Consider the following 22,808-nt stretch of genomic DNA (forward strand, 5'->3'; position numbering starts at 1 on the left):
TGTGCAGACGCCAGGCTGTAGTTTTGCGGAAAATACCGGCGCCAGTGCCGTGTGTAATCTTCGGCGGTAGGACGCGTTATTCGAGCGTTCCTGCCTCAATGGAAGGGGTGTCTCGCAGGGAAGTGAGTGTGATTTTAGGTTCACACCCTGCCGCCGCACGCAGTTGAGCCAAACACATAGTCGGGACGGTGCGCGGCGAATCCTAGCTTTCTTGCGAGGTCGAGTTTGGCAGCCGAAGTTGCTCGATTCGTGCGAATTGTTAAATCGCACCGCCCCCCCTGAAAAGAGCGCAACTTTAGTTCGTCGGACTATTACCCCGACGACCCGCCGCACGATCCCCCCTTGCTTCCGTGAAATTGCCGTGCTAATTTTTCATGAAATTAACCGGCGAAAATTTCACGGGAGCCCGCATGTTCGTGCAGTCCGACCGTCACGTCGCAAGCTACTACGCCGGTACTTATCCGTCGCCGATCCCGCGGCGTCCCGAACTGGACGAACGTATCGACGCCGACGTGCTGGTCGTCGGCGCGGGCTTCAGCGGGCTGCACACGGCGTTGCGCATCGCGCTCGCGGGCAAGCGCGTGGTCGTGCTCGAGGCGAGTCGCGTCGCGTGGGCCGCCTCGGGCCGCAACGGCGGTCAGGCGTTGCTCGGCTGGTCGTGCGACATGCAGCCGCTCGAGGATTCGCTCGGCCGCGACGGCGCGCGCGTGCTGTGGGACAGCATGCGCTGGGCCGCGGCCGAAGTGCGCGAACTGCCCGCCCGTCACGGCTTCGACATCGACTACCGGCCCGGCAGCCTGTGGGCCGCGCTGCGCCCGCGTCGCGTCGCGATGCTCGCGCAGGCCCGCGACGAAGCGGCGCAGCGCTGGGGCTACGACCGGCTGCGCGTGATCGGGCAGGACGAGATACCGGAGTGGATCGGCAGCGCGCGCTATCTCGCCGCTCTTTACGATCCCGAGGCCGGCCATCTGAATCCGCTGAAGCTCGCGCTCGGTCTCGCGCAGACGATCGAGCGGGCCGGCGGCCGCATCTTCGAGCAAAGCCGCGTGCTCGATTGTCGCGAGACGGCCGGCGGCCACGTCGCTCGCACCGCGCACGGCGAAGTGCGCGCGGACGTGCTCGTGCTCGCATGCAACGCGTACGTCGACCGGCTCGATCCGGAGCTGTCGCGCCGGCTGCTGCCGGTCGGCACCTATCAGGTCGCGACCGCGCCGCTCGCGCCGGACCTCGCACGCTCGCTGCTGCCGCGGAACAGTTGTGTGATCGACAACCAGTTCGTGCCCGACTACTTCCGCCTGAGCCCCGACAATCGCCTGCTGCTCGGGGGCGGCTGCACGTACCTCGGCGGCATACCTGCCGACATCGCGGCGGCGACCCGCCCGCACCTCGAACGCGTGTTTCCGCAACTGGGCGGCGTGCCGCTCGACTACGCGTGGGGCGGCCACATCGACATCAGCATGCGACGCACGCCGGACATCGGCCGCCGCGGCCAGCGCTTCTGGCTGCAGGGCTTCTCCGGACACGGCGTGCTGCCGACACTCGCCGGTGCCCGCGCGGTCGCCGATGCCGTGCTCGGCGACGATCGTCTGCTCGCGCAGTACCAGCGCATCCGCAATCCGCGCTTTCCCGGCGGCGACCGCCTCGCCGCGCCGCTGGAGGCGATCGGCAAGGTTTGGTACCGTCTGCGCGATACCGTTTGACGCACCGGAATCCCACATGAACGAACAGGAAGAGATAGAAAGTCTGGCGATCCTGATCCGCGACCTGCGCAAGCATCGCAAGGTCACGCTCAACGATCTCGCGGAACGGATCGGCCGCTCGGTCGGCTTTCTGTCGCAGGTCGAGCGCGGGCTGTCGCGCCCGACGGTGGCCGATCTCACCGCGATCGGCGAGGCGCTCGGCGTGCCGACCACGTATTTCTACAGCCTGAGCAAGCCGCGCAGCGTGCCGTGGGTCACGCGGCCCGACGAGCGGCGCACCGTGTATTACGCGGCCGGCATCACGGACATCCTCGTGTCGCCGAACATGCGCTCGCGCTTCTCGATCCTCGAGAGCCATCTCGCGCCCGGCGCAAGCAGCGGCGAGCGCTCCGTCGACGACAGCGACGAGCAAGGCGGCTTCGTGCTCGAAGGCGAGCTGACGATCTGGATCGACGGCGACGACACGCCCGTCACGCTTGGCCAGAACGACGCGTTCCAGTTGCCCGCGCACCAGCGGTTTCGTTACGCGAACCTGGGCGACACGCCGACGCGCGTGATCTGGGTGTTCACCTGAGTCGCTGGCGCGGCGGTCTGCCGGGCCGTTACGCCGCGCCGCCGGTTTGCAGTACTGATCGACATCGCGCATGTGACGTGCCGCATGCCGATGTGTCCGGTTCGCCGCGATGCGGCACCGTCATACGAGACATGGAAAGGATGAGACATGGCTGACGTCGTTCCCGTGCTGGTCGATGAAGTCCGCGCATTCCGGCAGGCGCATCCCGAGATCCGTTATGTCGACCTGATCTGTCTCGACCTGCCGGGCCACTTCTACGGCAAGCGCTATCCGATCGATGCGCTCGAGAAGGTCGCGTCCGGTGCGCTGCTGAAGCTGCCGCAGAACTGCGTGCTGCTCGGCACGCAGGGCGGCCTCTACAAGATCGGCGATTACTGCTTCAACGACGGCGACCCCGACGCGCCGCGCCGTCTGATCCCCGGCACGCTGAAGCCGGTGCGCTGGGAGCGGCAGCCGCTCGCGCAGATGCTGATCAGCTCCGACGGCACGGATGCGCCGATCGAGTTCGAGCCGCGTGAAGTGCTTGCGCGCGTGCTGCGGCGATTCGCGGCGCGCGGTATCCGGCCGGTCGTCGCGTTCGAACTCGAGTTCTATCTGTTTGCCGCGCAGCTCGCGGACGGGATGCCGCAGTATCCGCGCGACCGCCTGAGCGACGACCGCGACGATCAGCCGAACATGCACATCGAACGCCTGTCGCGGTTTTCCGACGTGCTGCACGAGATGGTGGAGGCCGCGCGCGAGCAGGGTGTCGACGCGACGGTGATCACGGCCGAGCTCGGGCCCGGCCAGTTCGAGATCAACTTCGGCCATACCGACGATGCGTTGCGCGCGGCCGACTGGTCGGCGCTGTTCTGCCGCAGCACGCGCGGCGTCGCGTTGCGGCACGGCTATCGCGCGAGCTTCATGGGCAAGCCGTACCTGCATGCGCCGGGCAGCGGGATGCATGTGCACGTTAGCCTGTACGACGAGGCGGGCCGCAACCTGCTCGCGGCGGACGGGCAGCGGCCGCTGCGGCATGCAGTGGCCGGCTGCCTCGCGCTGCTGCCGCACTGCATGCCGGTGTTCGCGCCGAATCACAATGCGTTTCGCCGCTACGGATCGATGGTGAACGCGGCGAGCCGTGCAAGCTGGGGCTTCGAGGATCGCGACGCGTGCATCAGGATTCCGGATTCGGATGCGCGCAATCTGCGCATCGAGCATCGGCTCGCGAGCGCGGACGCAAATCCGTATCTGGTGCTCGCGGCGATCCTGGCCGGGATGGAGCACGGGCTCGATGCGCGGCTCGAGCCGATCGCGTCGCTCAACGACGATCGCGGCAGCGGGATCGATTTTCCGAAGGAGATGCTGTCGGCCGTCGCGGCGATGCAGGATCACGCGGCCGTGCGCGACGGGCTCGGCAGCGAGTTCGTGATGGTGTATTGCGAGAACAAGCGGCAGGAGGAGCTGGATTTTCGCAACGAGATCGGTGCGCGCGAGTATCGGTGGTTTCTGTGAGCGCATGACGCGTGACCCCGCTGCGGGTCACGCGCGATCGGCATGGGTCGTCGCGATCGAATGCGCTCAATACTCGGACAGCGGGATCCAGCGATCGCCGTCTTTCACGTCGATGGCCGGCGTCGCGACCGGCGTCATGATCAGCAGTTCGGTCGGGCGTACCGACCAGACGACGGCGATCAGCGTCGAGTCGTCGACCGACGTTCCGTTCAGGTAGAGGCTCATGCCCTTGACGTTGGCCTTCATCACGCTCCAGTCGACCTTGTTCAGGCCGTCGATCGCGAGACGATAGAAGAAGTCGTAGTGGTCGTAGGCCGTTTGCACGTCGGTGCCGGTGCTGAAGAACCAGCCATTCTCCTTGTTCTTGTACATGCACCAGCTTTGCGCCTGTTCCGCGAGCGTGCCGTTCGCGACGAGCGTCACGAGGTTGCTTCTCGCTTCGTCGACGGTCTTCGCCAGCCACGGCGTGAAGCCGCCCGCTGCCTTGACCTGCGCCGGCGTGCGGCCGGGTTTGCCCGCACGGGCGTTGTCTTCACCACGATATGCGTATTGCATGATGCGCCTCCGGTTCGATATGGATCGGTCTGGATGTGTCCGCGATGGGAGTGGACACGAGCACGATATCGGCGTCGAACGCGGGGAGAAATGGACCGAAGGTATGCGGGGCGTTATGGGGAGGGCGGCACGGGCGGAATGGCCCGGCTACGGTAGCGCGCGCCAAAAGCGGACCTCTTCGATCGGCACGCCGTCGATCTCGAACGTCTTGATGTCGCGCTCGGCGACGAAGCCCTCGCGTTCGTAGAACGCCTTCGCGCGACGATTCTCGACGAGAACCCACAGCGACACCCATTCGTGGCCGGCGTCATGCAGCAATCGGCATGCGTGAGCGATCAGCGCGGCGCCGATTCCCTGTCCGCAATGCGACGGATGCAGGTAGATCGCTTCGACCTCGCCCCAGGTCACGTCCTTGTCGGCGTCGCGTGTCGGGCCATAGGCGATCCAGCCCGATGGCTTGTCTTGCGTGAAGGCGAGCGCGACACGCGGCCGCCCCGCATCGAGCGCATTGCGCCACGCGGCGGTGCGCTGTTCGACGGACAGCGCGGCGAGGAATGACGCAGGCATGATGCCCGGGTAGGTCGCTTGCCACGATGCGACGTGGATGTCGGCGATGATCGGCGCATCGGCGGACGTGGCGGCGCGGATGTTGATCGTCGTATTCGGTGCCATGCGTACTCCGCAACGAATATGGCGGGAAAGCGGGTGCCGCGCCGCGAAGCGATTCACGGCACGACACCCAAGCAGCGCTTACTCCCCGAGCTTCGCCGTCACGCACCCGGTGCTCGAGCATTCACGCTCGCGTTCGCGCAGGAACGACAGGCGTGATTGCGTCGCGTCGATCGCGCACTGGAGGTTCACGAGGTAGCCGTCGTCGCGCGTTTCGCTGCAGCGGTCGTCGCGCTGCTTCATCCACGCGAGCTGGCTCGTCTTCAGCTTCGCCTGCTGGTCGCCGCTCAGGTGCTTGCGCACGCGGCCGTACTGGTCGTTCAGTTCGCGGTCGAGCTGCGAGAACTCGTTGCTGCTGCAGTACACCTGATCGAACGCGCTGCGCGGTTTCCCGCAGCCGGCTGCGTGCGCGGCGAACGGAACGGCAAGCGCGAGCAGCGCAAAGGATGCAAGCAGATTCTTTTTCTTCATGGTGGTGCTCCTCACTGGGTGAAAACCGTTGAAACCGCCGGCGCCAGCTGCTACCTGGCCGCCGCACACGCATCGATCCCGCCCGCGATCGCGGTGGCGAGACGCTGGATCGTCTCGCGCTGCGCGAGACGCTTTTCCTCGTCGGGATTGACGATCACGCCGGCCTCCACCAGCACGGCCGGAATCGGCGCGGTGCGCAGCACGACGAGATCGTCGAAGCGGTGGATGCCGAGTTGCGGATCGATCAGCGGACGGTTCTCGCCCTTGATCGGCTGCGCGTGATACAGCGACGGCCGTTCGCCGGCCGAGATCATTCGTTCGGCGATCGACTTCGCGCAACGCAGGCTTTCCGCATAGTGCGGATTGCGTTCCGACACGAACACGGCGAAACCGCGGAATTCGCGTTGCCGCCCCGCGTCGATGAACTGCTGCTGCATCGAATCGTGATGGATCGACACGAACAGGTTCGCGTCGGGCGCCTGCGTCGAACGCTGATCGAGCGTGATCTCGCGGCCGTCGGCTGACGTGCGCAGCACGCGATCGCCATGCGCGGCGAGCTTCTCGGCGACGGAGGTGGACAGGTCGAGGTTGTACCGGTATTCGACGCGGCCGCTCGCACCGGTTGCACCCGGGCGGGCCGGCGTATGGCCGGTGTCGACGACGATGTAGCGGCCGGACGCGGGCTGCGCGTCCGGGCTGGCGGCATCGGCCGCATGCAGCGCCGGCGGCGCGGCCAGCAGCGGGGCGCACGCGAGCAGGCGCGCGGCGGCGCGAGCGAACGGGCGAAGGCGTCGAACGGTTCGGTGTGTCATTGTTGTTGTCGAGGAGGGGGCGGTGCGGCGAATGGCCCGCCACCGTCGGCCTGCTCAATGCAGTCGGAATGTCGCGCGATTATAGCGGTTGCCGGCGGCGCCGCAATGACGGAATGCGCGCCGCCGCGTGCGCCGGCGGCCGGCGCTCAGGCGAGCACGCGCCGGGCCGCGAGTACGCCCCAGTACGACGCTTCCTCGAACAGCGACAGCCCGGACAGATCCGCATGCGCGAACACGACGGGGCCGTCGGCCTCGCGCAGCGCGAGCAGCCCCGGCCGGCTCAGGAAGCCGACATCGGGTGTCGCCATCGCATGACCGCGCACGGTGATATCGAGCGCGCTCGCATGCTTCCACAGCTCGCGTCCGTACACGGCCTGCAGGTCGATCGCCGCCTGTTCGCGCAGCGCGTCGGGTTTCGCCTGCGCGAGCCAGCGGCGCGTGTCGTCCGGCGTGCGCGTGCTCAACGCCTGGTACGCGGAGAACACCGAGCGCGTCGGCGGCGACATCCGGATCAGCTGGTGCGTCGACACGACATAGCCGAGCCCCGCGCCGTCGTAGACGACGTTGTCCCACGCGAGCGGCACGCCGGCTTCCTCGGCCGGCATCCCGTCGAGCAGGAAGTTCGACACGAGCCACGGCGCGCGCGGTGGCAGGTCGCGCGCGGGATCGAAGCCGTACGCGTGCAACTGCGGAAACACGCGCGTCGCGACGAACAGCGGCATCGCGCTGACGACGCGTCGCGCCTTCAGCGTGAACGTCGACAGCGTGCCGTCGTCGGCGACGCGTGCGCACAGCACGTCGACGCCGCCCGCGCGCTCGGTCGCGCGAACGGCGAAGCCGTCCCGCGACCACGCATTCGAACCGGTGCGCGCGGTGATCGAATCGCTCAGCTTCGTCACCATCGCATGCAGCCCGTCGGGCCAGGTCAGCACCGCGCCGTCGCTCGCGTTGCGCGCATGGCCGCCGCGTGCCGAGAAATAGTGGAGGCCGGCCCACGCCGATACATGCTCGTAGCCCGCGCCATAGTCGTCGCGGCAGCAGTAGTTCAGATACCAGTGCAGCGCGCTCGCGGTGTAACCCTCGTCGAGCAGCCACTGCTTGAACGAGCGCCGGTCGAGCGCACGCCAGCGCGCGTCGCGTGACGATTCCGCGATCGGGATGCAGAACACCTTGCGGCCGTCCGCGCCGCGCGCGGTGCGCAGGTCGTCCGTGTACGCGAAAAAGCGCGTTTGCTGCGCGAGGGCGTCGGCGTCGAGGCCGGTCGCCGGCACGATGCCGTCCTGCCACTCGCCGCGGATGAACAGCCGTTCGTCGGGCGCGTGCACGAGCACGCGTTCGTCGTACACGGGTTGCGCGGAGAACGGCGCCGACTCGATCACGCCGAGATCGGCGAGCATGTCGCGCAGATGCGCGGATTCGAGCGACGGCAGCGGCAGGTAGTGCGCGCCTTTCGGATAGCCGAGCTCGCCGAAGCGGCCGCCGGCCGCGTTGCCGCCGAATTCGGGGCCCGCGAGCACGACGAAGCGCGTATGACCGGCGCGCGCGAGCTGCCACGCGCACGACAGGCCGGCCGCGCCGGCGCCGAGGATCGCGACGTCGGTCTCGATCGTGCCGGACGGCGGCGGCAGCGCCGCGTGGTCGCGCAGCGCATGGCCTTCGCGCATGCCGGGGTAGCCGACGCGCGGCGTCGTCTCGATCCAGCCGGTGCGGCCGCACGCGGCGAGCGACGCGGCGGCGGACGCGACGATGAAGGTGCGGCGATCCATCAGCGCAGCACGTGCTTCCAGTCGTCGTCGAAGCGGCGCACGAGCGGCTGGTCGTTGAGTTCGTTCGGCGACATCGGCCGCGCCGGCATGTCGGCCGGGAAGTGGAACATCTCGACGGCCGTCTGCGCGTCGAGCCAGCGCGTCGGCACCGAATAGTGCGTCGGCACGGTGAAGTCGCGGCGCTTGCCGGCGATCACGAAACCCCAGTCGCCGAACGACGGCACGTAGCAGTGGTACGGCCACGTGTTGAGCCCCGCTTCGTGCAGCGTCGCGACGATCGTCCAGTATGCGTGCGGCGCGAAATACGGCGACGTCGACTGGATCACCGCATAGCCGTTTTCCGACAGGTGGCGCGCGAGCAGCCGGAACACCGGCACCGAATACAGCCGGCCGAGCCCGAAGTTGGTCGGGTCGGGGAAGTCGACGACGATCGCGTCGTACACGTCGGTGCTCGCTTCGAGCCAGCGCACCGCGTCGGCGTTGATCACCTGCACGCGCGGGTCCTTCAGCGAACCCTGGTTCAGCTTCACGAGCGGCACGGAGGTGGAGAACAGCTTCGTCATCGCCGGATCGAGATCGACGAGCGTGATCTGTTCGAGGTTGCGGTGCTTGAGCAGCTCGCGCACCGCGAGGCCGTCGCCGCCGCCGAGCACGAGCACGCGCTTCGCCCACGGCAGCGCTTCGATCGTCGGATGGATCAGCGCCTCGTGATAGCGATGCTCGTCGCGCGACGAGAACTGCAGGTTGCCGTTCAGGTACAGCCGCATGTCGTCGTGCCATTGCGTGAGCACGATGCGCTGATAGGGTGTGGTTTCCGAATAGACTGTCTCGTCGCCGTACACGCCGTGTTCGGCCCAGTGCGTGATGCGCTCCGACAGCGCGAAGCCGGCGACGAGCAGCCCGATCACGAGCGACGCGCGCATCAGCTTGCCGCGCACGTTGCGGATCTCGTCGCGGAACAGGTGCGTGGTCCACAGCGCGACGAACGCGTTGAGCAGCCCGAACAGGAAGCTCGTGCGCAACAGGCCGAGACGCGGCGCGAGCACGAGCGGGAAGATCAGCGACACGGCGAGCGAGCCGAGATAGTCGAAGGTCAGCACCTCGCTGACGGTATGGCGGAACGCCTGGCGGCGCTGCTGGAACGCACGCATCACGAGCGGGATCTCCATCCCGATCAGCAGGCCGAGCGCGAGCACGAGCGCGTAGAGCGCCGCGCGAAACGGCGCGGCCAGCCAGCCGAACACCGCGAACAGCAGCGCGGCCGACACGCCGCCGAGCAGGCCGACGAGCAGCTCGATGTCGACGAAGCGGTCGAGCACGTCGTCGTCCTCGACGAACTTCGCGAGCCACGAGCCGATCCCCATCGCGAACAGGTAGCAACCGATCACCGACGAGAACTGCAGGATCGAATCGCCGAGCAGGTAGCTCGCCAGCGCGCTGCTGATCAGTTCGTAGCCGAGCCCGCACGACGCGAGCACGAGGATCGACAGGACGAGCGCGCGCTTATGCAGCATGGCGCGTCCGTTGTGCAGTGTTCGTCAATGTGGATATACTGGCGCGGCCATCCGTGGGGCGGCCGGGCGCGGGGCGGCGCTCCATGGGCCGACCGGAGAGGGGGCGGCGAAGCGAGCACAAAATCCGAGGAAAAGAATGAATAGTGCCTATCTTTATGCGGTCCATTTACTGTCGGCGTTCGTGCTGCTTTTTGTGTTCGCGGCAGTGTACCTGAAGGTCACCCCGTTCGACGAACTGGCACTGATCCGCGCCGGCAACCCGGCCGCGACGCTGTCGTTCGGCGGCGCGCTGATCGGCTTCTGCCTGACGCTCGCCTCCAGCATCGCGCACAATTCGACACTCGGCGAAGTCGTGCTGTGGGCCATCGGCGCGATGGCCGTGCAGCTCGTCACCTATGCGGTGCTGACCCGCCTGATTGCCGGCATGAACCACGCGATCGAGGATCGCAACGTCGCGATGGGCGGCCTGATGGGCACCGCATCGCTCGTCGTCGGCATCATCAATGCCGCCTGCCTGACCTGACGCGCCACGCGTTCGAGGAGACCGACATGAGTCTGGGTTCGTTTATCCGCAAGCAGTTCATCGACGTCCTGCAATGGACGGAAGACACCGACGGCGTGCTGGCCTGGCGCTATCCGATGGAAGACCAGGAGATCCAGTACGGCGGCCAGCTGACCGTGCGCGAAACGCAGGTCGCGATCTTCGTCAACGAAGGCAAGGTCGCCGACGTGTTCCAGCCCGGGCTGTACAAGCTGGAAACGCGCACGCTGCCGGTGCTCACGTACCTGAAGAACTGGGACAAGTTCTTTCAGTCGCCTTTCAAGTCGGACGTCTACTTCTTCAGCACCCGGCTGCAGCTCGGCCGGCGCTGGGGCACCGCGCAGCCGGTGACGATCCGCGATCGCGAATTCGGCTTCGTGCAGCTGCGCGCGTTCGGCATCTACTCGTACCGGATCGTCGATGCGGCCGCGTTCCACCGCGAGGTGAGCGGCACGCGCGCGCAGTACACGGTCGACGATCTCGAACAGCAGCTGCGCAACCTGGTCGTCACCGCGATGAGCACGACGTTCGGTTCGGCCGACGTGCCGTTCGTCGACATGGCCGCGAACCAGACGCTGCTGTCGCAACGCGTCGCCGAGGCGCTGGTGCCGGTGTTCACGCGCTACGGCCTCGCGCTCGATGCGTTCGCGGTCGAAAGCGTGTCGCTGCCGGCCGAGCTGCAGAAGGCGCTCGACCTGCGGATCGGCGCGGGGATGGCCGGGGATCTCGGCCGCGCGACGCAATACCAGACCGCGCAGGCGATCCCGCTGGCCGCGCAGAACCCGGGCGGCATCGCGGGAGTCGGCGCGGGGCTCGCGGCCGGCGCGGTGATCGGCCAGGCGATGGCCGGCCAGATCGCGGGCGCCGCGCACGCGGCGCCGCCCACGCCCGCCGCGGCACCGGTTGCGGCTGCGCAGCCGGCCGCACCGGCCGCCCCGACAGCATCGACCGAAGGGACCGACTACGTGCAGCGCCTCGAGCAGTTGAAGGCCCTGCTCGACAAGGGTCTCGTGACCGAAGAAGACTATTCGCGCGCGAAGGCGGAAATCCTCGCGAAGCTCACCCGGTAAGCGTCACGCATGTTCAGTACTTCGTGCCCCCAGTGCGGCGCGCCGGTCGAGTTTCGCTCGGCGGCGGCGGTGATGGCCGTCTGCGCGTTCTGTCGCAGCACGCTGCTCAAGCGCGGCGCCGACGTCGAACGCATCGGCGAACTCGCCACGGTGCTCGACGACGCGTCGCCGATCCAGATCGGCACGGCCGGACGTTACGGCAAGCGCGCGTTCACCGTGCTCGGCCGGATCCAGATGACCTACGACGCCGGCACGTGGAGCGAGTGGTACGTCGTGTTCGACGACGGCGCATTCGGCTGGCTGTCGGATGCATCCGGCCAGTATGCGATCACGGTGCGCGAGCCCGACGATGCGTCCGGCGGCGCGTGGCCTGCGTTCGGCACGCTCGAACCCGGCATGCGGATCGATCACGGCGGGCGCGCCTATCTCGTGTCCGACGTGCGCACCGCACGCTGTACGGGCGGCGACGGCGAGTTGCCGTTCCGTGTCGATGCGGGCTGGGAGGCGCGCGTCGTCGACCTGCGCACCGGCAACGCGTTCGCGACCTACGACTATTCCGACGCCGATGCGAACGGCGGGCGCCCCGCCGTCTATACGGGCGAGGCACTGGCGTTCGACGCGCTCGCGTTCACCGGGCTGCGCGATGCAGAAACCGATACGCGCGAGAAACGCGGCGCGGCGATGGTGCCGTTCGCGTGCCCGAGCTGCGGCGCGCCGCTGTCGTATGCGCCGAACCTCGCCGACTACGTCGTGTGCGGCAGCTGCCACGCGGGCGTGCAATGCACGGCCGAGCAGCAGACCGTCTTCGCCGCGCAGCGCACGCTCGATGCGGTGAAGGGCGCGCTGGAGCTCGGTGCGACCGGCATGTTCGACGGCGTGAAGTACACGGTGATCGGCATGATGCGTTGCCGCGTGCCGGGCGACGACGAGACGTGGGACGAATACCTGCTGCTGAACCCGAAGCGCGGCTTCCTCTGGCTCGTGCAGAGCGAAGGGCGCTGGGAGCGCGTGCAGGTGCTCGATCACTGGCCGACGATCGGCGGCGAGTCCGACGTGACCGACGACGGCAAGACCTATCGACTGCGCGACACGTACGACTCGGAAGTCGTGTACGTGGTCGGCGCGTTCAACTGGCGCGTACAGGTCGGCGACCGCACGTCGATCGCCGACTACGGCTGGCAGAAGGACAAGCTCACGCGCGAGCGCAGCGCCGCCGAGATCGTGTGGTCGCGCGCGCGCCCGCTGTCGGCCAGCGCGCTGGCCGAACGCTTCGCCACGCCGGCGCTCAAGACGACGGCCGTTGTGCCCGCAACGGGTTCGGCCGGGAAGTCGACGGGCTTGTGGGATGAAAAGTACCCGCACAGCTTCGCGCCGCTGCCGTTCGTGTTCAGCGCGTTGCTCGTGATCTTCAACATCGGCTCGCTGTTCTCGTTCAGCGGCCGCTCCGTCTTCGTGCTGGTCGGCCTGCTCGTGCTGTGGCTGCCTGAATGGCTGTGGAAGGGCTTCGCATCGGATGGGGGCAACACCTGATGCGTCATATCCTCTATGGGCTCTACGGGCTGATCGTCGTCACGTTGTTCAGCTGCACGTCGCTGGGCGGCAGCGGTTCGGGAGGCGTGAGCTCGGTCGGCAGCGGGTGGGGCAGTTCGTCGGCGCGCAGCGGCTACTCGTCGTACGGGTCGCACAAATGACGGCGCGCGAGTGCATCGCCCCGCCGCGCGCGACGCTCGGCTCGCACGTGCTGGCCGATCTCGCCGGCATCGACGCGGCGCTGCTGCGCGATGCCGCGCGGCTCGAAGCGATTCTTGCCGACGCCGCGCAGCGGGCCGGCGCGCGCGTGATCGGCGCGCACTTCCATCATTTCGGCGGCGAGCACGGGGTGACGGGTGTCGTGCTGCTCGCGGAGTCGCACATCACGATTCATACGTGGCCCGAGCATGGCTTCGCGGCCGTCGACGCGTTCATGTGCGGTGCGGCGCGCGCGGCCGATGCAGTCGACGCGATCGCCGCCGCGCTCGGCACGCACGCGCAGGTCCGGCAGCAGGTCGCGCGCGGCGTCGCGTAAGCGGCGCTCAGCGCGGCAGCGCTTCGGCCTCGGCCTCGGCCCAGCGCTTGAACGAGTCGAGACGCCGGCGCGTGTGCACGAGATAGAACGCGCCGATCAGCGGTTCGAGCAGCCAGCGCAGCCACGCCGGCTGCGCGCGGAAGTGGTACGTGAACTTCACTTCCGTCGTGCCCGGGGTGCGCTCGGTGAAGTTCCAGCTGCCGCTGAAGCGTTCGAGCACCTTCGGCCCGTCGATCATCTCGACGGCCGCGACCTGCGGCGGACGGTACGAGATGTAGCGCGACACCATCGTCGCACCCGACTGGCTGCGACAGAATGCGTCGACGCCGACGTCGGCCGTCATTCCGTCGGGCAGATAGGCGTCGGTGAGAAAGCTGTCCCACACGAGCCGCCGCGCGTAGTCCTGCGACCACGTGAACAGGCGCCTGCGATCGACGCCGACGATCCGACTCACTGAAATCCTCATGATGGATGGCGGGCGCACCGGCGCGGATTAGGATGAAATCGAGTGTAACGCGCCAAAACCGCGCATTTCGTCAGACTTCGTCAAGTCGAGTGGGTGCTCGATTGACCTTCTCCGGGAATTCCCCTACGATCGAATCCATGCCTTCGGGAAAGACCCGAAGCGTTTCAATCTCTTGAGGGAGCCTCATGAGTACGCAACAGAACCGGCGCTTCGACGCGCTCGTTTTCATTGGTCGTTTCCAGCCTCCGCATCGTGGTCACCTGAACGTGCTGAAGTCGGCACTGAGCCGGGCCGAGCGCGTGTGCGTGCTGATCGGCTCGACCGACAAGCCCCGCACCATCAAGGATCCGTTCTCGTTCGACGAGCGCCGCCAGATGCTGGCCTCGCTGCTCGATGCGTCCGAACGCGAGCGCGTGACGATCGCGCCCGTGCAGGATTCGACGTACAACGACGGCGACTGGGTACGCTGGGTGCAGGATGCCGTGGCCGACGCACTCGGCAGCATCGCGCAACGCAAGGTCGGGCTGATCGGTCACGAGAAGGACGCCACGTCGTATTACCTGCGGATGTTCCCGCAATGGGAGCTCGTCGACGTCGATGCGACCGAAGACATTTCCGCCACCGAAATCCGCGACCAGTATTTCGCCGAACGCACCAACAGCTTCGTGCAATGGGCAGTGCCGGAACCCGTGTTCGGCTGGCTCGAGCGTTTCCGCACGCAGCCGGAATTCGCGCAGCTGAAGGCCGAGGCCGAGTTCATCGCCGCGTATCGCAAGGCATGGGCGGCCGCACCGTATCCGGTCACGTTCGTGACGGTCGACGCGGTGGTCGTGCACTCGGGCCATATCCTGCTCGTGCGCCGGCGCAGCGAACCGGGCCGCGGCCTGTGGGCGCTGCCGGGCGGCTTCGTGGAGCAGGACGAACGGCTCGACGCGGCATGCATCCGCGAGCTGCGCGAGGAAACCGGCCTGAAGCTGCCGGAGCCCGTGCTGCGCGGCTCGATCAAGGACCGCCAGGTGTTCGATCATCCGACCCGCTCGCTGCGCGGCCGCACGATCACGCACGCGTGCCTGTTCAACTTCCCGACCGGCGAGCTGCCGCGCGTGAAGGGCAGCGACGACGCCGACAAGGCGCGCTGGGTGCCGCTCAACGAATTCGCGCAGATGCGCAACGTGATGTTCGAGGATCACTTCGAGATCGCGTATCACTTCCTGGGGAAGCTGTGATCCGCTGATTCCCCGGATACCGGTCCGCTGCGACAGACGCGGCGGCACTTCAACGGCCTAGAGGAGCTCTAGCCATGCAAAACGATCCCGGCGGCTTTGCCGCGGTTCTCGCCAATCCGATCCTCAACACGGATTCGTACAAGGCTTCCCACTTCCTGCAATATCCGCCCGACGCGCAGGCGATGTTCTCGTACATCGAATCGCGCGGCGGCCGCTACGACCGCACGCTGTTCTTCGGTCTGCAGATGCTGCTGAAGGAATATCTGTGCCGGCCCGTCACGCACGCGATGATCGACGACGCGCGCGACTTCTTCGCGGTGCACGGCGAGCCGTTCAACGAGGACGGCTGGCGTCATGTCGTCGACCACTACGACGGCTATCTGCCCGTAAGGATTCGCGCGGTGCCGGAGGGTTCGATCGTTCCGGTGCACAACGTGCTGATGACCGTCGAATGCGATGACCCGAAGGTGTTCTGGCTCGCGTCGTATCTCGAGACGATGCTGCTGCGCGTGTGGTACCCGGTGACGGTCGCGACGCGCAGCTGGCACCTGCGGCAGACGATCCGCCACTTTCTCGAGAAGACCGACGACGATCTCGCGCAGTTGCCGTTCAAGCTGCACGACTTCGGCGCGCGCGGCGTATCGAGCGCGGAATCGGCCGCGATCGGCGGCGCAGCGCACCTCGTGAGCTTCATGGGTTCGGACACGGTGCTCGGCGTGCTGGCCGCGAACCGCTTCTATCGCGAGCCGATGGCCGCGTACTCGGTGCCGGCGGCCGAGCACAGCACGATCACGTCGTGGGGGCGTGAGCACGAAGCCGATGCGTACCGCAACATGATCAGCCGTTTCGGTCTGCCCGGCGCGATCGTGTCGGTCGTGTCGGACTCCTACGATCTGTTCGCCGCGCTTGAAATGTGGGGCGGTCCGCTGCGCCAGGCGGTGGTCGATTCGGGCGCGACGCTCGTCGTGCGTCCCGATTCGGGCGACCCGGTGACGATCGTGCTGCAGACCGTGCGTGCACTCGACGCATCGTTCGGCTCGACCGTGAACGGCAAGGGACGCCGCGTGCTGAACCACGTGCGCGTGATCCAGGGCGACGGCGTCGACGAGCTGTCGATCGGCGCGATCCTCGCCGCGCTCGACGATGCGGGCTACGCGGCCGGCAACGTCGTGTTCGGGATGGGCGGCGCGCTGCTGCAGCAGGTGAATCGCGATACGCAGCGCTTCGCGATGAAGTGCTCGGCGATCCGGCGCGACGGCGTCTGGCACGACGTCCGCAAGGATCCGGTCACCGATCAGGGCAAGCGCTCGAAGAAGGGGCGGCTCACGTTGCTGCGCAATCGGCGCACGGGCGAGTACCGGACGGTCGCGCTGCCGGTTGCGTGGGACGATCGTGCGCTGGAAGGCGACTGGGACGACGCGCTCGAAACGGTGTTCGACACGGGGAGGATGCTGGTCGATACGACGTTCGCCGAGGTGCGGGCGAGGGCGCACGCGGCGGAGCGATGAGAGCGGCGGCGGGGCGGTCATTCGCCCCGCCTTCGGTGTTCATCGTTGGTCGGCCAGCGTGCGGCCGCTGCGTTGCGCCGCCCGCGCCGCGTCCATCGCCCGCGCCAGCGCATCGAATACCGCCGGCCCCTTGCAGCGCGACACGTTGAAGCGCATGAACGACGTCGCGCTGTGCGACGCGCTGAACACATCGCCTGGCGCGAGCACGACGTCATGGTCGAGCGCATGACGCGCGACGCGCGCCGCATCGAGCCCGTCCGGCAGCTCCGCCCACACGAACAGGCCGCCGCGCGGCTCCGTCCAGATCCCGAGCCCGGCGCGCGCGAGCCGCCGGATCGTTTCGCCCATCGCATCGGCCAGTTGCGCACGCAGGCTGTCGAGATGGCGCCGGTACGTGCCGTCGACCAGCAGCCGGTGCACGACGTTCGCGCCGATCTGCGCATTGCCGAACGACGTCGCGAGCTTCAGGTCGACGAGCGCGTCGATCCACTCGGGGCGTGCGGCGACATAGCCGCAGCGGATCGCGGCCGACAGCGTTTTCGAGAAACTGCCGATCGACACGACGCGCGACAGCCCGTCGAACGCCGCGAGGCGCGGTGCGGGCGTGCTTTCGAAATCCGCGAAGATGTCGTCCTCGACGATCAGCAGGCCGTGTTCGGCCGCCAGCGTCAGCAGCCGGTGCGCGACCGGCGGCGCGAGCGTCGCGCCGGTCGGGTTGTGCAGTGCCGAGTTGGTGATGTACAGGCGCGGCCGGTGCTCGGCGAGCACCTGTTCGAAGCGCGCGAGATCGGGGCCGTTCGGTGTGTACGGCACGCTGACGATCCGCGCGCGATGCGCGCGCAGCAGCGCCTGGAAGTTGAAGTAGCACGGGTCGTCGAGCACGACGGTGTCGCCCGGCTCCAGCAGCAGCCGGCACACGAGATCGAGCGCATGCGTGCCGCCGTCGGTCAGCATGATCTGGGCGGGCTCCGCCTGGACGCCGTGCTGTGCGAGCCGCCACGCGAGCTGCTGGCGCAACGCGGGCAGCCCGAGCGGCGTCGCGTAGTCGGTCAGCGCGTCGGGTTCGTCGCGCGATACCGCGCGCAGCGCGCGGCGCAGGCTCTCGTCCGGCAGCCACGACGACGGCAGCCAGCCGCAGCCGGGCTTCACGGAGTTCGGCGCCGCCTCGAGCGACTGGCGCGACAGCCACAGCGGATCGAGCTCGCGATCGAGGCGCGGGCCGAGCTCGGCGAGCGCGAGCGGCGGCGCATGACCGGACACGTAGAAGCCGGAGCCGCGCCGCGCGACCAGCACGCCTTCGCTCGCGAGCCGCTCGTACGCATCGACGACGGTCGATTTCGACACGTGCAGCCCGTCGGCCATCATCCGGATCGACGGTACGCGCGCGCCGGGCATCAGCGCGCGGCTCGCGATCCGCGCGCGCAGCGTGTCCATCACGGTTTCCACGCGCGTGCGCGACGGCGCGGGCGGAGCAGGGCTTGGTACGGAGCGGCTCATGGCGGGAAGGAACTGTACGGTGGGTTGTCCAGTACAGTTTGTCGGAATTGTATTGGGCTGTAGCTTACGCGCTTTTCGCCGACGGCGGATCATCGGTCATCCACCCATTTTTCGACCAGGATTTCCCGTGCAAAAGACGACCGACGGATGGCTCAGCGGCCTGCTGGGCGTGATCATCTTCAGTGGCTCGCTGCCGGCGACGCGCATCGCGGTGCAGGGGCTCGACCCGCTGTTCCTCACGTTCGCGCGCGCGACGATCGCCGGCGTACTCGGCCTGCTCCTGCTCGTCGCGCTGAAGCAGAAACGGCCGACGCGCGCCGAGACCGTGTCGCTCGTCATCGTCGCGCTCGGGGTCGTGGTCGGTTTTCCGTTGCTGACCGCGCTCGCGCTCAAGCATGTGACGTCCGCGCATGCGATCGTGTTCGTCGGGCTGCTGCCGCTCGCGACCGCGCTGTTCGGCGTCTGGCGCGGCGGCGAACGGCCGCGGCTGCCGTTCTGGATCTTCTCGCTGGTCGGCAGCGGCGCGGTGGCCGCGTTCGCGCTGCGCAACGGCGGCAGCGCGTCGGTGGTGGGCGATGCGCTGATGCTGGCCGCGATCGTCGCGTGCGGGCTCGGCTATGCGGAAGGCGCGCGCCTGTCGCGCCAGCTCGGCGGCTGGCAGGTGATCTCGTGGGCGCTCGTGCTGTCGCTGCCGGTGATGCTGCCGCTCACGTGGTTCACGTGGCCCGCGACGTTCGACGGCGTCGACGCTGCCGCGCTGTGGGGGCTCGCGTACGTGTCGTTGTTCAGCATGCTGATCGGCTTCGTGTTCTGGTATCGCGGCCTCGCGCTCGGCGGGATCGCGGGCGTCGGCCAGTTGCAGCTGCTGCAGCCGTTCTTCGGCTTCCTGCTCGCGGCCGGGCTGCTGCACGAGACGGTGCCGCCGTCGATGCTCGTCGTGACGGTCGTGGTCGTCGCCTGCGTGGCCGGTGCGAAATATTTCTCGAAGATGGCGCCCGTGCAGCGCGCGGGCTGACGCGCGTGCGCGCGACGACGTGACGGGTGCCGCCCGTTCGCTGTCGCGTGCATGCGCGGCTTACCCCATCACCACGTTCGCGAGCCGGAACTGATACGCGGTCGCAGTCGTGCCGCCACCGCCGCCCGTCATCACGATGTCGGCGCGCTTGATCCCGAGCAGCGACAGTTCGGTGTTGATGTCGGACAGCACGGCCGAATTCATCACCGCGCCCTGTTCGATCTGCGACGCGGTGCCGATCCACAGCGTCGGCTTGAACTCGAATACGGCCTTCTGGCCCGGCACGATACCGGTCTTGTGCGCGAGCAGCCGGTTGTCCTTGAAGACCGACGCGGTGATCGCCCCCTGGCTCAGGTCGTTGCGCAGCTGGATCTCGCGCGACGTCGGCGCCGGGCCGGCCAGCGCGAGCACGTTGCCCGACGTCGAGCGCGACACGTTGAAGAGCTGTCCGTTGTCCGCGCGCTTTTGCGGCATGTAGTTCCCGTCGGCATCGCTCGCGGAGACGGTCGTCAGCATCGGGAACACGAACGGATGGTTGTCGCCGCGTCCGCAGTTGGTGATGACCTTCCACGCGATCGCGAGCTCGTCGAAGTCCGTCGACACGTTCTTCTGGAAGATCACGATCTGGCTGTTGTTGACGTCGTTCGACAGGTTGACGAAGTTGAGATTGATGTCCATGAGTCACCTTGATTCGATTCGGATAACTGATTGATAAGGCGCCGGCCATGCGTTGCCGGCGCACGAACCGTTACGCCATCACCACGTTTTCCAGCCGGAACGTGAACGGCAGCGAGCGCGGGCCCGGGCCGCCGCCGGTCATCACGATGTCGGCGCTCGCGATGCCGAGCAGCGACAGTTCCGTGTTGATGTCGGAGATCACGGCGGAATTCATCAGCGCGCCCTGTTCGATCTGCGACGCGACGCCGATCCAGATCGTCGGCTTGAACTGGAACACGGCCTTCTGGCCCGGCGCGACGGACGTCTTGCGCGCGAGCGCGCTGCCGTCCTTGTAGATCGTCGCGTTGATCGCGCCGGCCGGCAGGTCGTTGCGCACCTGCACCTCGGCGCTCGCGCCCGGATCGCCGCCGAGCTGCAGCACGTCGCCCGAGCTGGAGCGCACGACCTGGAACACCTGGCCGTTGTTCGCGGTCTGCTGCGGCATGTAGTTGCCCCAGCTGTCGCTCGCGCTCACGCTCATCGTCATCGGGAACTTGAACGGATGGTTGTCGCCCTGGCCGCAGTTGCGGATCACCTTCCACGCGATCGCGAGTTCGTCGAAGTCGGTCGCCACGTTCTTCTGGAAGATCACGACGCTCGAGTTGTTCGCGTCGTTCGAGCGGTTGATCAGGTTCAGTTGGATATCCACGTCGTTGCTCCTTGAGTTTGAAAAAACGGCAGTCGGTCTGCCGCACACCTTTCCCGCCGGCCCGGCCGCGAGGCCGTGCCGTCAAGCCGGTCCAAACGGTATCGGGCGGCGCTACGCGCGCACGATGTGCTCGAGCGCGAACGCGAACGGCTGCGCGTCGGCGCCGGTGCCGCCGCCCGTCATCACGATGTCCGCCGCGGCCACGCCCGCGAGCGGCAGCTGCGTGTTCACGCTCGACATCACCGCCGCGTGCAGCGCGCGGCTTTCCTGCACCTGCGACGCCACGCCGATCCACAGCGTCGGCGTGAAGCGGAACACGGCCTTCTGCCCGGGCGCGACCGCTTCCTTCACCGCGATCAGCCGGCCCGCGCTGAACGCGTTGACGTTCACCGCGCCGCGCCGCATCCGGTTGACGACCTCGATGTCGCCCCCCGCTGCGTCGGCAGGGTCGGGCACGAGCCGGCCGCGTCCGGTCGGCTGCGGGTCCACGACGAAGCGCACGCCGGCGGGCGCGGTGACGCGCGGCGAGAAGTTGCCGTGCTCGTCGCCGAGCGCGACGTCGATGTCGGTCGAGTAGTCGAACGGGTGAAAGCAGTCGCGTCCGCAGTAGCGAATCACCTTCCACGCGATCGCGAAGGCGTCGAGATCGGGAATCACGTCGCGCTGGAACAGCACGACTTCGCTGTTGCCGCGGTCGTTCGAGCGATTGATGAAGCGCAGCTTGATGTTCATGGCGCTTGCTCCTGATCGGGCGTGCCGCGTTCGTCGCGCAGCGTGCGGTCGGCCCACTGCGCAAGCGCGGGCGGCACGCCGTTCGCGAGCGACGCGACGTGCAGCGCATGCGCGCGCGCCTGGGCCTGCAGGTCGCCGGCGAAGCGGCCGAGCGCCATCGCGGCATCGGCCGGCCCGCGCGTGCGGCCGAGATCGTCGAGGTATTGCGCGGCGGCATCCGCCATCGCGCCCGCATGCTGCAGGTGGCTCTGCGTGAAGCGCGTGGCGAGATCCGCATTCAGCGCCGCCAGCTCCTTGACCGCGGCAGCCGAACCGCCGAGCCCGAGCCGTTCGAGCTGGCCGCGCCACAACGCGTCGGTCGCGGCCTGGCAGGCATCCGAGTAGCGGTGGCCGGCGAGCAGCGCGGTGTGCGCGAAGGCGCGCCACGCGGGGCCGCCGGGCGTGCCGCCGGGGCTGGTCGTCTGCGCGGCGAGCTTGCCGAACAGCTGGAGCGCGTCGGCGTGCGCGCGTTCCCATTGGGCGATGAACGTGGAGAACATGGCGATTCCTCGTGATGAAGGCGCGATGAAGGAGCAATGACGGCGCGATGGCGGCCGGGACGCGATTACTGACGCGCGGCGCCGAGGCGCTGCACCATCCGCATCACGGCGGCCATCTGCGGCGCGTCGCGGCGGTAGAAGCCCGGGTTGAGCGGATCGGCGCTCGTATAGCCCCAGAAATCCCAGCAACCGAGCGGATTGACGGCCGATTTCTCGACCTGCGGATAGAGCACGATCAGCCGGTTCGTATCGGCGATCTCGTTGTAGCCGACGCCGCGAATCATCCTCTCGCCGACCGTCGCGACGTTCTGCACGCAGCCGTGGAACACCACGTGCACCGCGCAGGTCACGCGCTCGCAATCGGCCGGCACGTACGCATAGCCGGTATCGCCGAGCGACGCCGCGCGCCGCGGATCGAACGCGCGCTGGTCGAACGCCAGCAGCTTGCCGCCTGCCTGCGCGGCCGGCGGATTGAGCGGCTTGTCGGGCGTGCCGTAGATCCAGCGCACGATGTCGTGCGCCTGTTCGAAGCCGCAGTTGTCGATATACGGGCTCGCGTTCGCGCTGCACGCGTTGTCCTCGGGGCGGTTCGTGATGAACGCATGCCCGGCGTCCGGCGATGCGCGGTACTGGAGGTTCGCGGCCGGCACCTGCGCGAGCGTGTAGAAGCGCGCGGTCTGGTCGACGACGCGCGTCGACACCACCGTATCCTTCGCGCCGCTGAACACGTAGACGCGCTGGCCGCGCAGCGCGGCCGGATCGTCGATCTCGCCACGCTGCGCGAAGGTGCGTGCGGCGCGCCACGCATCGGCCGCGGACGGCGCGGGGCCGATCGGCTGCATGCACAGCGTGGTCGCGGCCACCGCCGGCGGGATCAGCGGGTTCACGCCCGCGCAATAGAACGGCCCACCCGCGACGATGCCCGCGCCGATCAGCCGGCTCGAGAACGCGACGTCGAACTGCGCGGCCATGAAGCCGCCGGACGACAGCCCCGACACCGACGTGCGCTGCAGGTCGGCCGCATAGGCGGGCAACGGATCGGCGGAAGCGGCGACGGCGTACGGTGCGCCGGAAGCCACCGCGGCTGCGGCGGCGAACGCGACGCCGACGGTGCGCAGCGTGCGGCGCATGGCGAGCGAAACGGCGAAGCGGGGCGGCATCGTGCGGCCGGGCGAGCGGGTGATGTTCATGCGAGGCTCCTGTTGTCGTGGCGAATGGCGGATGACGA

The 22,808-nt window shown here is 68.1% G+C and carries 24 protein-coding genes; 11 read left to right on the plus strand and 13 right to left on the minus strand.

The genetic code is table 11. The features are described 5' to 3' along the window. The first annotated feature begins 410 nt into the window (after positions 1 to 410). From FFI87_RS20525 to FFI87_RS20535, 3 genes are all read left to right on the plus strand, one after another. Positions 411 to 1,700 carry an NAD(P)/FAD-dependent oxidoreductase gene (locus FFI87_RS20525; RefSeq protein WP_138849316.1) on the plus strand — a complete coding sequence of 430 codons (1,290 nt, stop codon included), beginning with the start codon at positions 411 to 413 and terminating at the stop codon, positions 1,698 to 1,700. A 16-nt stretch (positions 1,701 to 1,716) separates the two neighbouring features. Next, a complete protein-coding gene (locus FFI87_RS20530; protein WP_012366547.1) occupies positions 1,717 to 2,274 on the plus strand; it encodes a helix-turn-helix domain-containing protein in 558 nt (185 codons plus the stop codon). A gap of 147 nt (positions 2,275 to 2,421) precedes the next feature. Continuing rightward, positions 2,422 to 3,768: a glutamine synthetase family protein gene (locus tag FFI87_RS20535; protein WP_012366546.1), complete on the plus strand. Its 1,347-nt coding sequence runs from the start codon at positions 2,422 to 2,424 to the stop codon at positions 3,766 to 3,768. 66 nt (positions 3,769 to 3,834) lie between these two features. Here FFI87_RS20535 and FFI87_RS20540 read toward each other — a convergent pair whose 3' ends face one another. From FFI87_RS20540 to FFI87_RS20565, 6 genes are all read right to left on the minus strand, one after another. Further along, entirely contained in the window at positions 3,835 to 4,323 is a 489-nt protein-coding gene (locus FFI87_RS20540; RefSeq protein WP_138849315.1) for a hypothetical protein, read from the minus strand. A gap of 147 nt (positions 4,324 to 4,470) precedes the next feature. Then, the gene (locus FFI87_RS20545; RefSeq protein ID WP_138849314.1) at positions 4,471 to 4,995 is read right to left on the minus strand and encodes a GNAT family N-acetyltransferase; all 525 of its coding nucleotides are present in this window, start codon (positions 4,993 to 4,995) and stop codon (positions 4,471 to 4,473) included. A gap of 78 nt (positions 4,996 to 5,073) precedes the next feature. Then, positions 5,074 to 5,463 carry a lysozyme inhibitor LprI family protein gene (locus FFI87_RS20550; RefSeq protein WP_006751380.1) on the minus strand — a complete coding sequence of 130 codons (390 nt, stop codon included), beginning with the start codon at positions 5,461 to 5,463 and terminating at the stop codon, positions 5,074 to 5,076. 50 nt (positions 5,464 to 5,513) lie between these two features. Next, the gene (locus tag FFI87_RS20555) at positions 5,514 to 6,275 is read right to left on the minus strand and encodes an N-acetylmuramoyl-L-alanine amidase (protein ID WP_138849313.1); all 762 of its coding nucleotides are present in this window, start codon (positions 6,273 to 6,275) and stop codon (positions 5,514 to 5,516) included. A 146-nt stretch (positions 6,276 to 6,421) separates the two neighbouring features. After that, entirely contained in the window at positions 6,422 to 8,041 is a 1,620-nt protein-coding gene (locus FFI87_RS20560; RefSeq protein WP_138849312.1) for an NAD(P)/FAD-dependent oxidoreductase, read from the minus strand. Then, positions 8,041 to 9,555, minus strand: a complete 1,515-nt coding sequence (locus FFI87_RS20565) for a polyamine aminopropyltransferase (protein WP_012366540.1) — start codon at positions 9,553 to 9,555, stop codon at positions 8,041 to 8,043. Before FFI87_RS20565 ends, FFI87_RS20560 begins: the two co-directional genes overlap by 1 nt. A gap of 136 nt (positions 9,556 to 9,691) precedes the next feature. Here FFI87_RS20565 and FFI87_RS20570 point away from each other — a divergent pair, with 136 nt between their 5' ends. From FFI87_RS20570 to speD, 5 genes are read left to right on the plus strand one after another with little or no spacing between them, the layout of a single operon-like run. Then, a complete protein-coding gene (locus tag FFI87_RS20570) occupies positions 9,692 to 10,078 on the plus strand; it encodes a DUF350 domain-containing protein (RefSeq protein ID WP_012366539.1) in 387 nt (128 codons plus the stop codon). A 26-nt stretch (positions 10,079 to 10,104) separates the two neighbouring features. Then, positions 10,105 to 11,166 carry an SPFH domain-containing protein gene (locus tag FFI87_RS20575; RefSeq protein ID WP_012366538.1) on the plus strand — a complete coding sequence of 354 codons (1,062 nt, stop codon included), beginning with the start codon at positions 10,105 to 10,107 and terminating at the stop codon, positions 11,164 to 11,166. Positions 11,167 to 11,175: 9 nt separating this feature from the next. Beyond that, positions 11,176 to 12,696 (plus strand): DUF4178 domain-containing protein, encoded by a 1,521-nt coding sequence (locus FFI87_RS20580; protein WP_138849311.1) that lies wholly within the window; start codon positions 11,176 to 11,178, stop codon positions 12,694 to 12,696. Beyond that, positions 12,696 to 12,857: a hypothetical protein gene (locus FFI87_RS34540; RefSeq protein ID WP_006751372.1), complete on the plus strand. Its 162-nt coding sequence runs from the start codon at positions 12,696 to 12,698 to the stop codon at positions 12,855 to 12,857. Before FFI87_RS20580 ends, FFI87_RS34540 begins: the two co-directional genes overlap by 1 nt. Continuing rightward, positions 12,854 to 13,231 (plus strand): adenosylmethionine decarboxylase, encoded by a 378-nt coding sequence (gene speD / locus FFI87_RS20585; RefSeq protein ID WP_012366536.1) that lies wholly within the window; start codon positions 12,854 to 12,856, stop codon positions 13,229 to 13,231. Before FFI87_RS34540 ends, speD begins: the two co-directional genes overlap by 4 nt. Before the next feature lie 7 nt (positions 13,232 to 13,238). Here speD and FFI87_RS20590 read toward each other — a convergent pair whose 3' ends face one another. Next, positions 13,239 to 13,697, minus strand: coding sequence for a type II toxin-antitoxin system RatA family toxin (locus FFI87_RS20590; RefSeq protein ID WP_138849310.1), 459 nt, complete (start codon positions 13,695 to 13,697; stop codon positions 13,239 to 13,241). Between the two features lie 185 nt (positions 13,698 to 13,882). On the opposite strand from FFI87_RS20590, the gene FFI87_RS20595 reads away from it, so the two are divergent. Continuing rightward, positions 13,883 to 14,923 (plus strand): bifunctional nicotinamide-nucleotide adenylyltransferase/Nudix hydroxylase, encoded by a 1,041-nt coding sequence (locus FFI87_RS20595; RefSeq protein WP_105786809.1) that lies wholly within the window; start codon positions 13,883 to 13,885, stop codon positions 14,921 to 14,923. Between the two features lie 74 nt (positions 14,924 to 14,997). Next, positions 14,998 to 16,431, plus strand: a complete 1,434-nt coding sequence (locus FFI87_RS20600) for a nicotinate phosphoribosyltransferase (RefSeq protein ID WP_138849309.1) — start codon at positions 14,998 to 15,000, stop codon at positions 16,429 to 16,431. A gap of 39 nt (positions 16,432 to 16,470) precedes the next feature. On the opposite strand, the gene FFI87_RS20605 is transcribed toward FFI87_RS20600, so the two are convergent. Beyond that, positions 16,471 to 17,928, minus strand: coding sequence for a PLP-dependent aminotransferase family protein (locus tag FFI87_RS20605; RefSeq protein WP_138849308.1), 1,458 nt, complete (start codon positions 17,926 to 17,928; stop codon positions 16,471 to 16,473). A 127-nt stretch (positions 17,929 to 18,055) separates the two neighbouring features. On the opposite strand from FFI87_RS20605, the gene FFI87_RS20610 reads away from it, so the two are divergent. Further along, positions 18,056 to 18,943, plus strand: coding sequence for a DMT family transporter (locus tag FFI87_RS20610; protein WP_138849307.1), 888 nt, complete (start codon positions 18,056 to 18,058; stop codon positions 18,941 to 18,943). 60 nt (positions 18,944 to 19,003) lie between these two features. On the opposite strand, the gene FFI87_RS20615 is transcribed toward FFI87_RS20610, so the two are convergent. From FFI87_RS20615 to FFI87_RS20635, 5 genes are all read right to left on the minus strand, one after another. Then, positions 19,004 to 19,621 (minus strand): hypothetical protein, encoded by a 618-nt coding sequence (locus tag FFI87_RS20615; protein ID WP_012366530.1) that lies wholly within the window; start codon positions 19,619 to 19,621, stop codon positions 19,004 to 19,006. A 70-nt stretch (positions 19,622 to 19,691) separates the two neighbouring features. Beyond that, positions 19,692 to 20,309, minus strand: coding sequence for a hypothetical protein (locus tag FFI87_RS20620; RefSeq protein WP_012366529.1), 618 nt, complete (start codon positions 20,307 to 20,309; stop codon positions 19,692 to 19,694). A 111-nt stretch (positions 20,310 to 20,420) separates the two neighbouring features. Then, positions 20,421 to 21,041, minus strand: coding sequence for a hypothetical protein (locus FFI87_RS20625; protein WP_138849306.1), 621 nt, complete (start codon positions 21,039 to 21,041; stop codon positions 20,421 to 20,423). Next, on the minus strand, positions 21,038 to 21,580 hold the full coding sequence (locus FFI87_RS20630; protein ID WP_138849305.1) for a hypothetical protein: 543 nt from the start codon (positions 21,578 to 21,580) through the stop codon (positions 21,038 to 21,040). Before FFI87_RS20630 ends, FFI87_RS20625 begins: the two co-directional genes overlap by 4 nt. A gap of 65 nt (positions 21,581 to 21,645) precedes the next feature. After that, positions 21,646 to 22,770 carry a poly(3-hydroxybutyrate) depolymerase gene (locus FFI87_RS20635; RefSeq protein WP_138849304.1) on the minus strand — a complete coding sequence of 375 codons (1,125 nt, stop codon included), beginning with the start codon at positions 22,768 to 22,770 and terminating at the stop codon, positions 21,646 to 21,648. Positions 22,771 to 22,808 lie beyond the last annotated feature (38 nt).

Source organism: Burkholderia sp. KBS0801 (genome assembly GCF_005937855.2).
In the GTDB taxonomy this organism is placed as follows: domain Bacteria; phylum Pseudomonadota; class Gammaproteobacteria; order Burkholderiales; family Burkholderiaceae; genus Burkholderia; species Burkholderia ambifaria.

What these genes read in the sequence shown, in the direction of transcription:
- FFI87_RS20570 (WP_012366539.1), top strand. Translation starts at nt 9,692, where the DNA reads ATGAATAGTGCCTATCTTTATGCGGTCCATTTACTGTCGGCGTTCGTG.
- FFI87_RS20555 (WP_138849313.1), bottom strand. Translation starts at nt 6,275, where the DNA reads ATGACACACCGAACCGTTCGACGCCTTCGCCCGTTCGCTCGCGCCGCC.
- FFI87_RS20545 (WP_138849314.1), bottom strand. Translation starts at nt 4,995, where the DNA reads ATGGCACCGAATACGACGATCAACATCCGCGCCGCCACGTCCGCCGAT.
- FFI87_RS34540 (WP_006751372.1), top strand. Translation starts at nt 12,696, where the DNA reads ATGCGTCATATCCTCTATGGGCTCTACGGGCTGATCGTCGTCACGTTG.
- FFI87_RS20615 (WP_012366530.1), bottom strand. Translation starts at nt 19,621, where the DNA reads ATGGACATCAATCTCAACTTCGTCAACCTGTCGAACGACGTCAACAAC.
- FFI87_RS20530 (WP_012366547.1), top strand. Translation starts at nt 1,717, where the DNA reads ATGAACGAACAGGAAGAGATAGAAAGTCTGGCGATCCTGATCCGCGAC.
- FFI87_RS20575 (WP_012366538.1), top strand. Translation starts at nt 10,105, where the DNA reads ATGAGTCTGGGTTCGTTTATCCGCAAGCAGTTCATCGACGTCCTGCAA.
- FFI87_RS20600 (WP_138849309.1), top strand. Translation starts at nt 14,998, where the DNA reads ATGCAAAACGATCCCGGCGGCTTTGCCGCGGTTCTCGCCAATCCGATC.
- FFI87_RS20590 (WP_138849310.1), bottom strand. Translation starts at nt 13,697, where the DNA reads ATGAGGATTTCAGTGAGTCGGATCGTCGGCGTCGATCGCAGGCGCCTG.
- FFI87_RS20540 (WP_138849315.1), bottom strand. Translation starts at nt 4,323, where the DNA reads ATGCAATACGCATATCGTGGTGAAGACAACGCCCGTGCGGGCAAACCC.
- FFI87_RS20625 (WP_138849306.1), bottom strand. Translation starts at nt 21,041, where the DNA reads ATGAACATCAAGCTGCGCTTCATCAATCGCTCGAACGACCGCGGCAAC.
- FFI87_RS20535 (WP_012366546.1), top strand. Translation starts at nt 2,422, where the DNA reads ATGGCTGACGTCGTTCCCGTGCTGGTCGATGAAGTCCGCGCATTCCGG.
- speD (WP_012366536.1), top strand. Translation starts at nt 12,854, where the DNA reads ATGACGGCGCGCGAGTGCATCGCCCCGCCGCGCGCGACGCTCGGCTCG.
- FFI87_RS20525 (WP_138849316.1), top strand. Translation starts at nt 411, where the DNA reads ATGTTCGTGCAGTCCGACCGTCACGTCGCAAGCTACTACGCCGGTACT.
- FFI87_RS20580 (WP_138849311.1), top strand. Translation starts at nt 11,176, where the DNA reads ATGTTCAGTACTTCGTGCCCCCAGTGCGGCGCGCCGGTCGAGTTTCGC.
- FFI87_RS20565 (WP_012366540.1), bottom strand. Translation starts at nt 9,555, where the DNA reads ATGCTGCATAAGCGCGCGCTCGTCCTGTCGATCCTCGTGCTCGCGTCG.
- FFI87_RS20605 (WP_138849308.1), bottom strand. Translation starts at nt 17,928, where the DNA reads ATGAGCCGCTCCGTACCAAGCCCTGCTCCGCCCGCGCCGTCGCGCACG.
- FFI87_RS20630 (WP_138849305.1), bottom strand. Translation starts at nt 21,580, where the DNA reads ATGTTCTCCACGTTCATCGCCCAATGGGAACGCGCGCACGCCGACGCG.
- FFI87_RS20560 (WP_138849312.1), bottom strand. Translation starts at nt 8,041, where the DNA reads ATGGATCGCCGCACCTTCATCGTCGCGTCCGCCGCCGCGTCGCTCGCC.
- FFI87_RS20550 (WP_006751380.1), bottom strand. Translation starts at nt 5,463, where the DNA reads ATGAAGAAAAAGAATCTGCTTGCATCCTTTGCGCTGCTCGCGCTTGCC.
- FFI87_RS20635 (WP_138849304.1), bottom strand. Translation starts at nt 22,770, where the DNA reads ATGAACATCACCCGCTCGCCCGGCCGCACGATGCCGCCCCGCTTCGCC.
- FFI87_RS20595 (WP_105786809.1), top strand. Translation starts at nt 13,883, where the DNA reads ATGAGTACGCAACAGAACCGGCGCTTCGACGCGCTCGTTTTCATTGGT.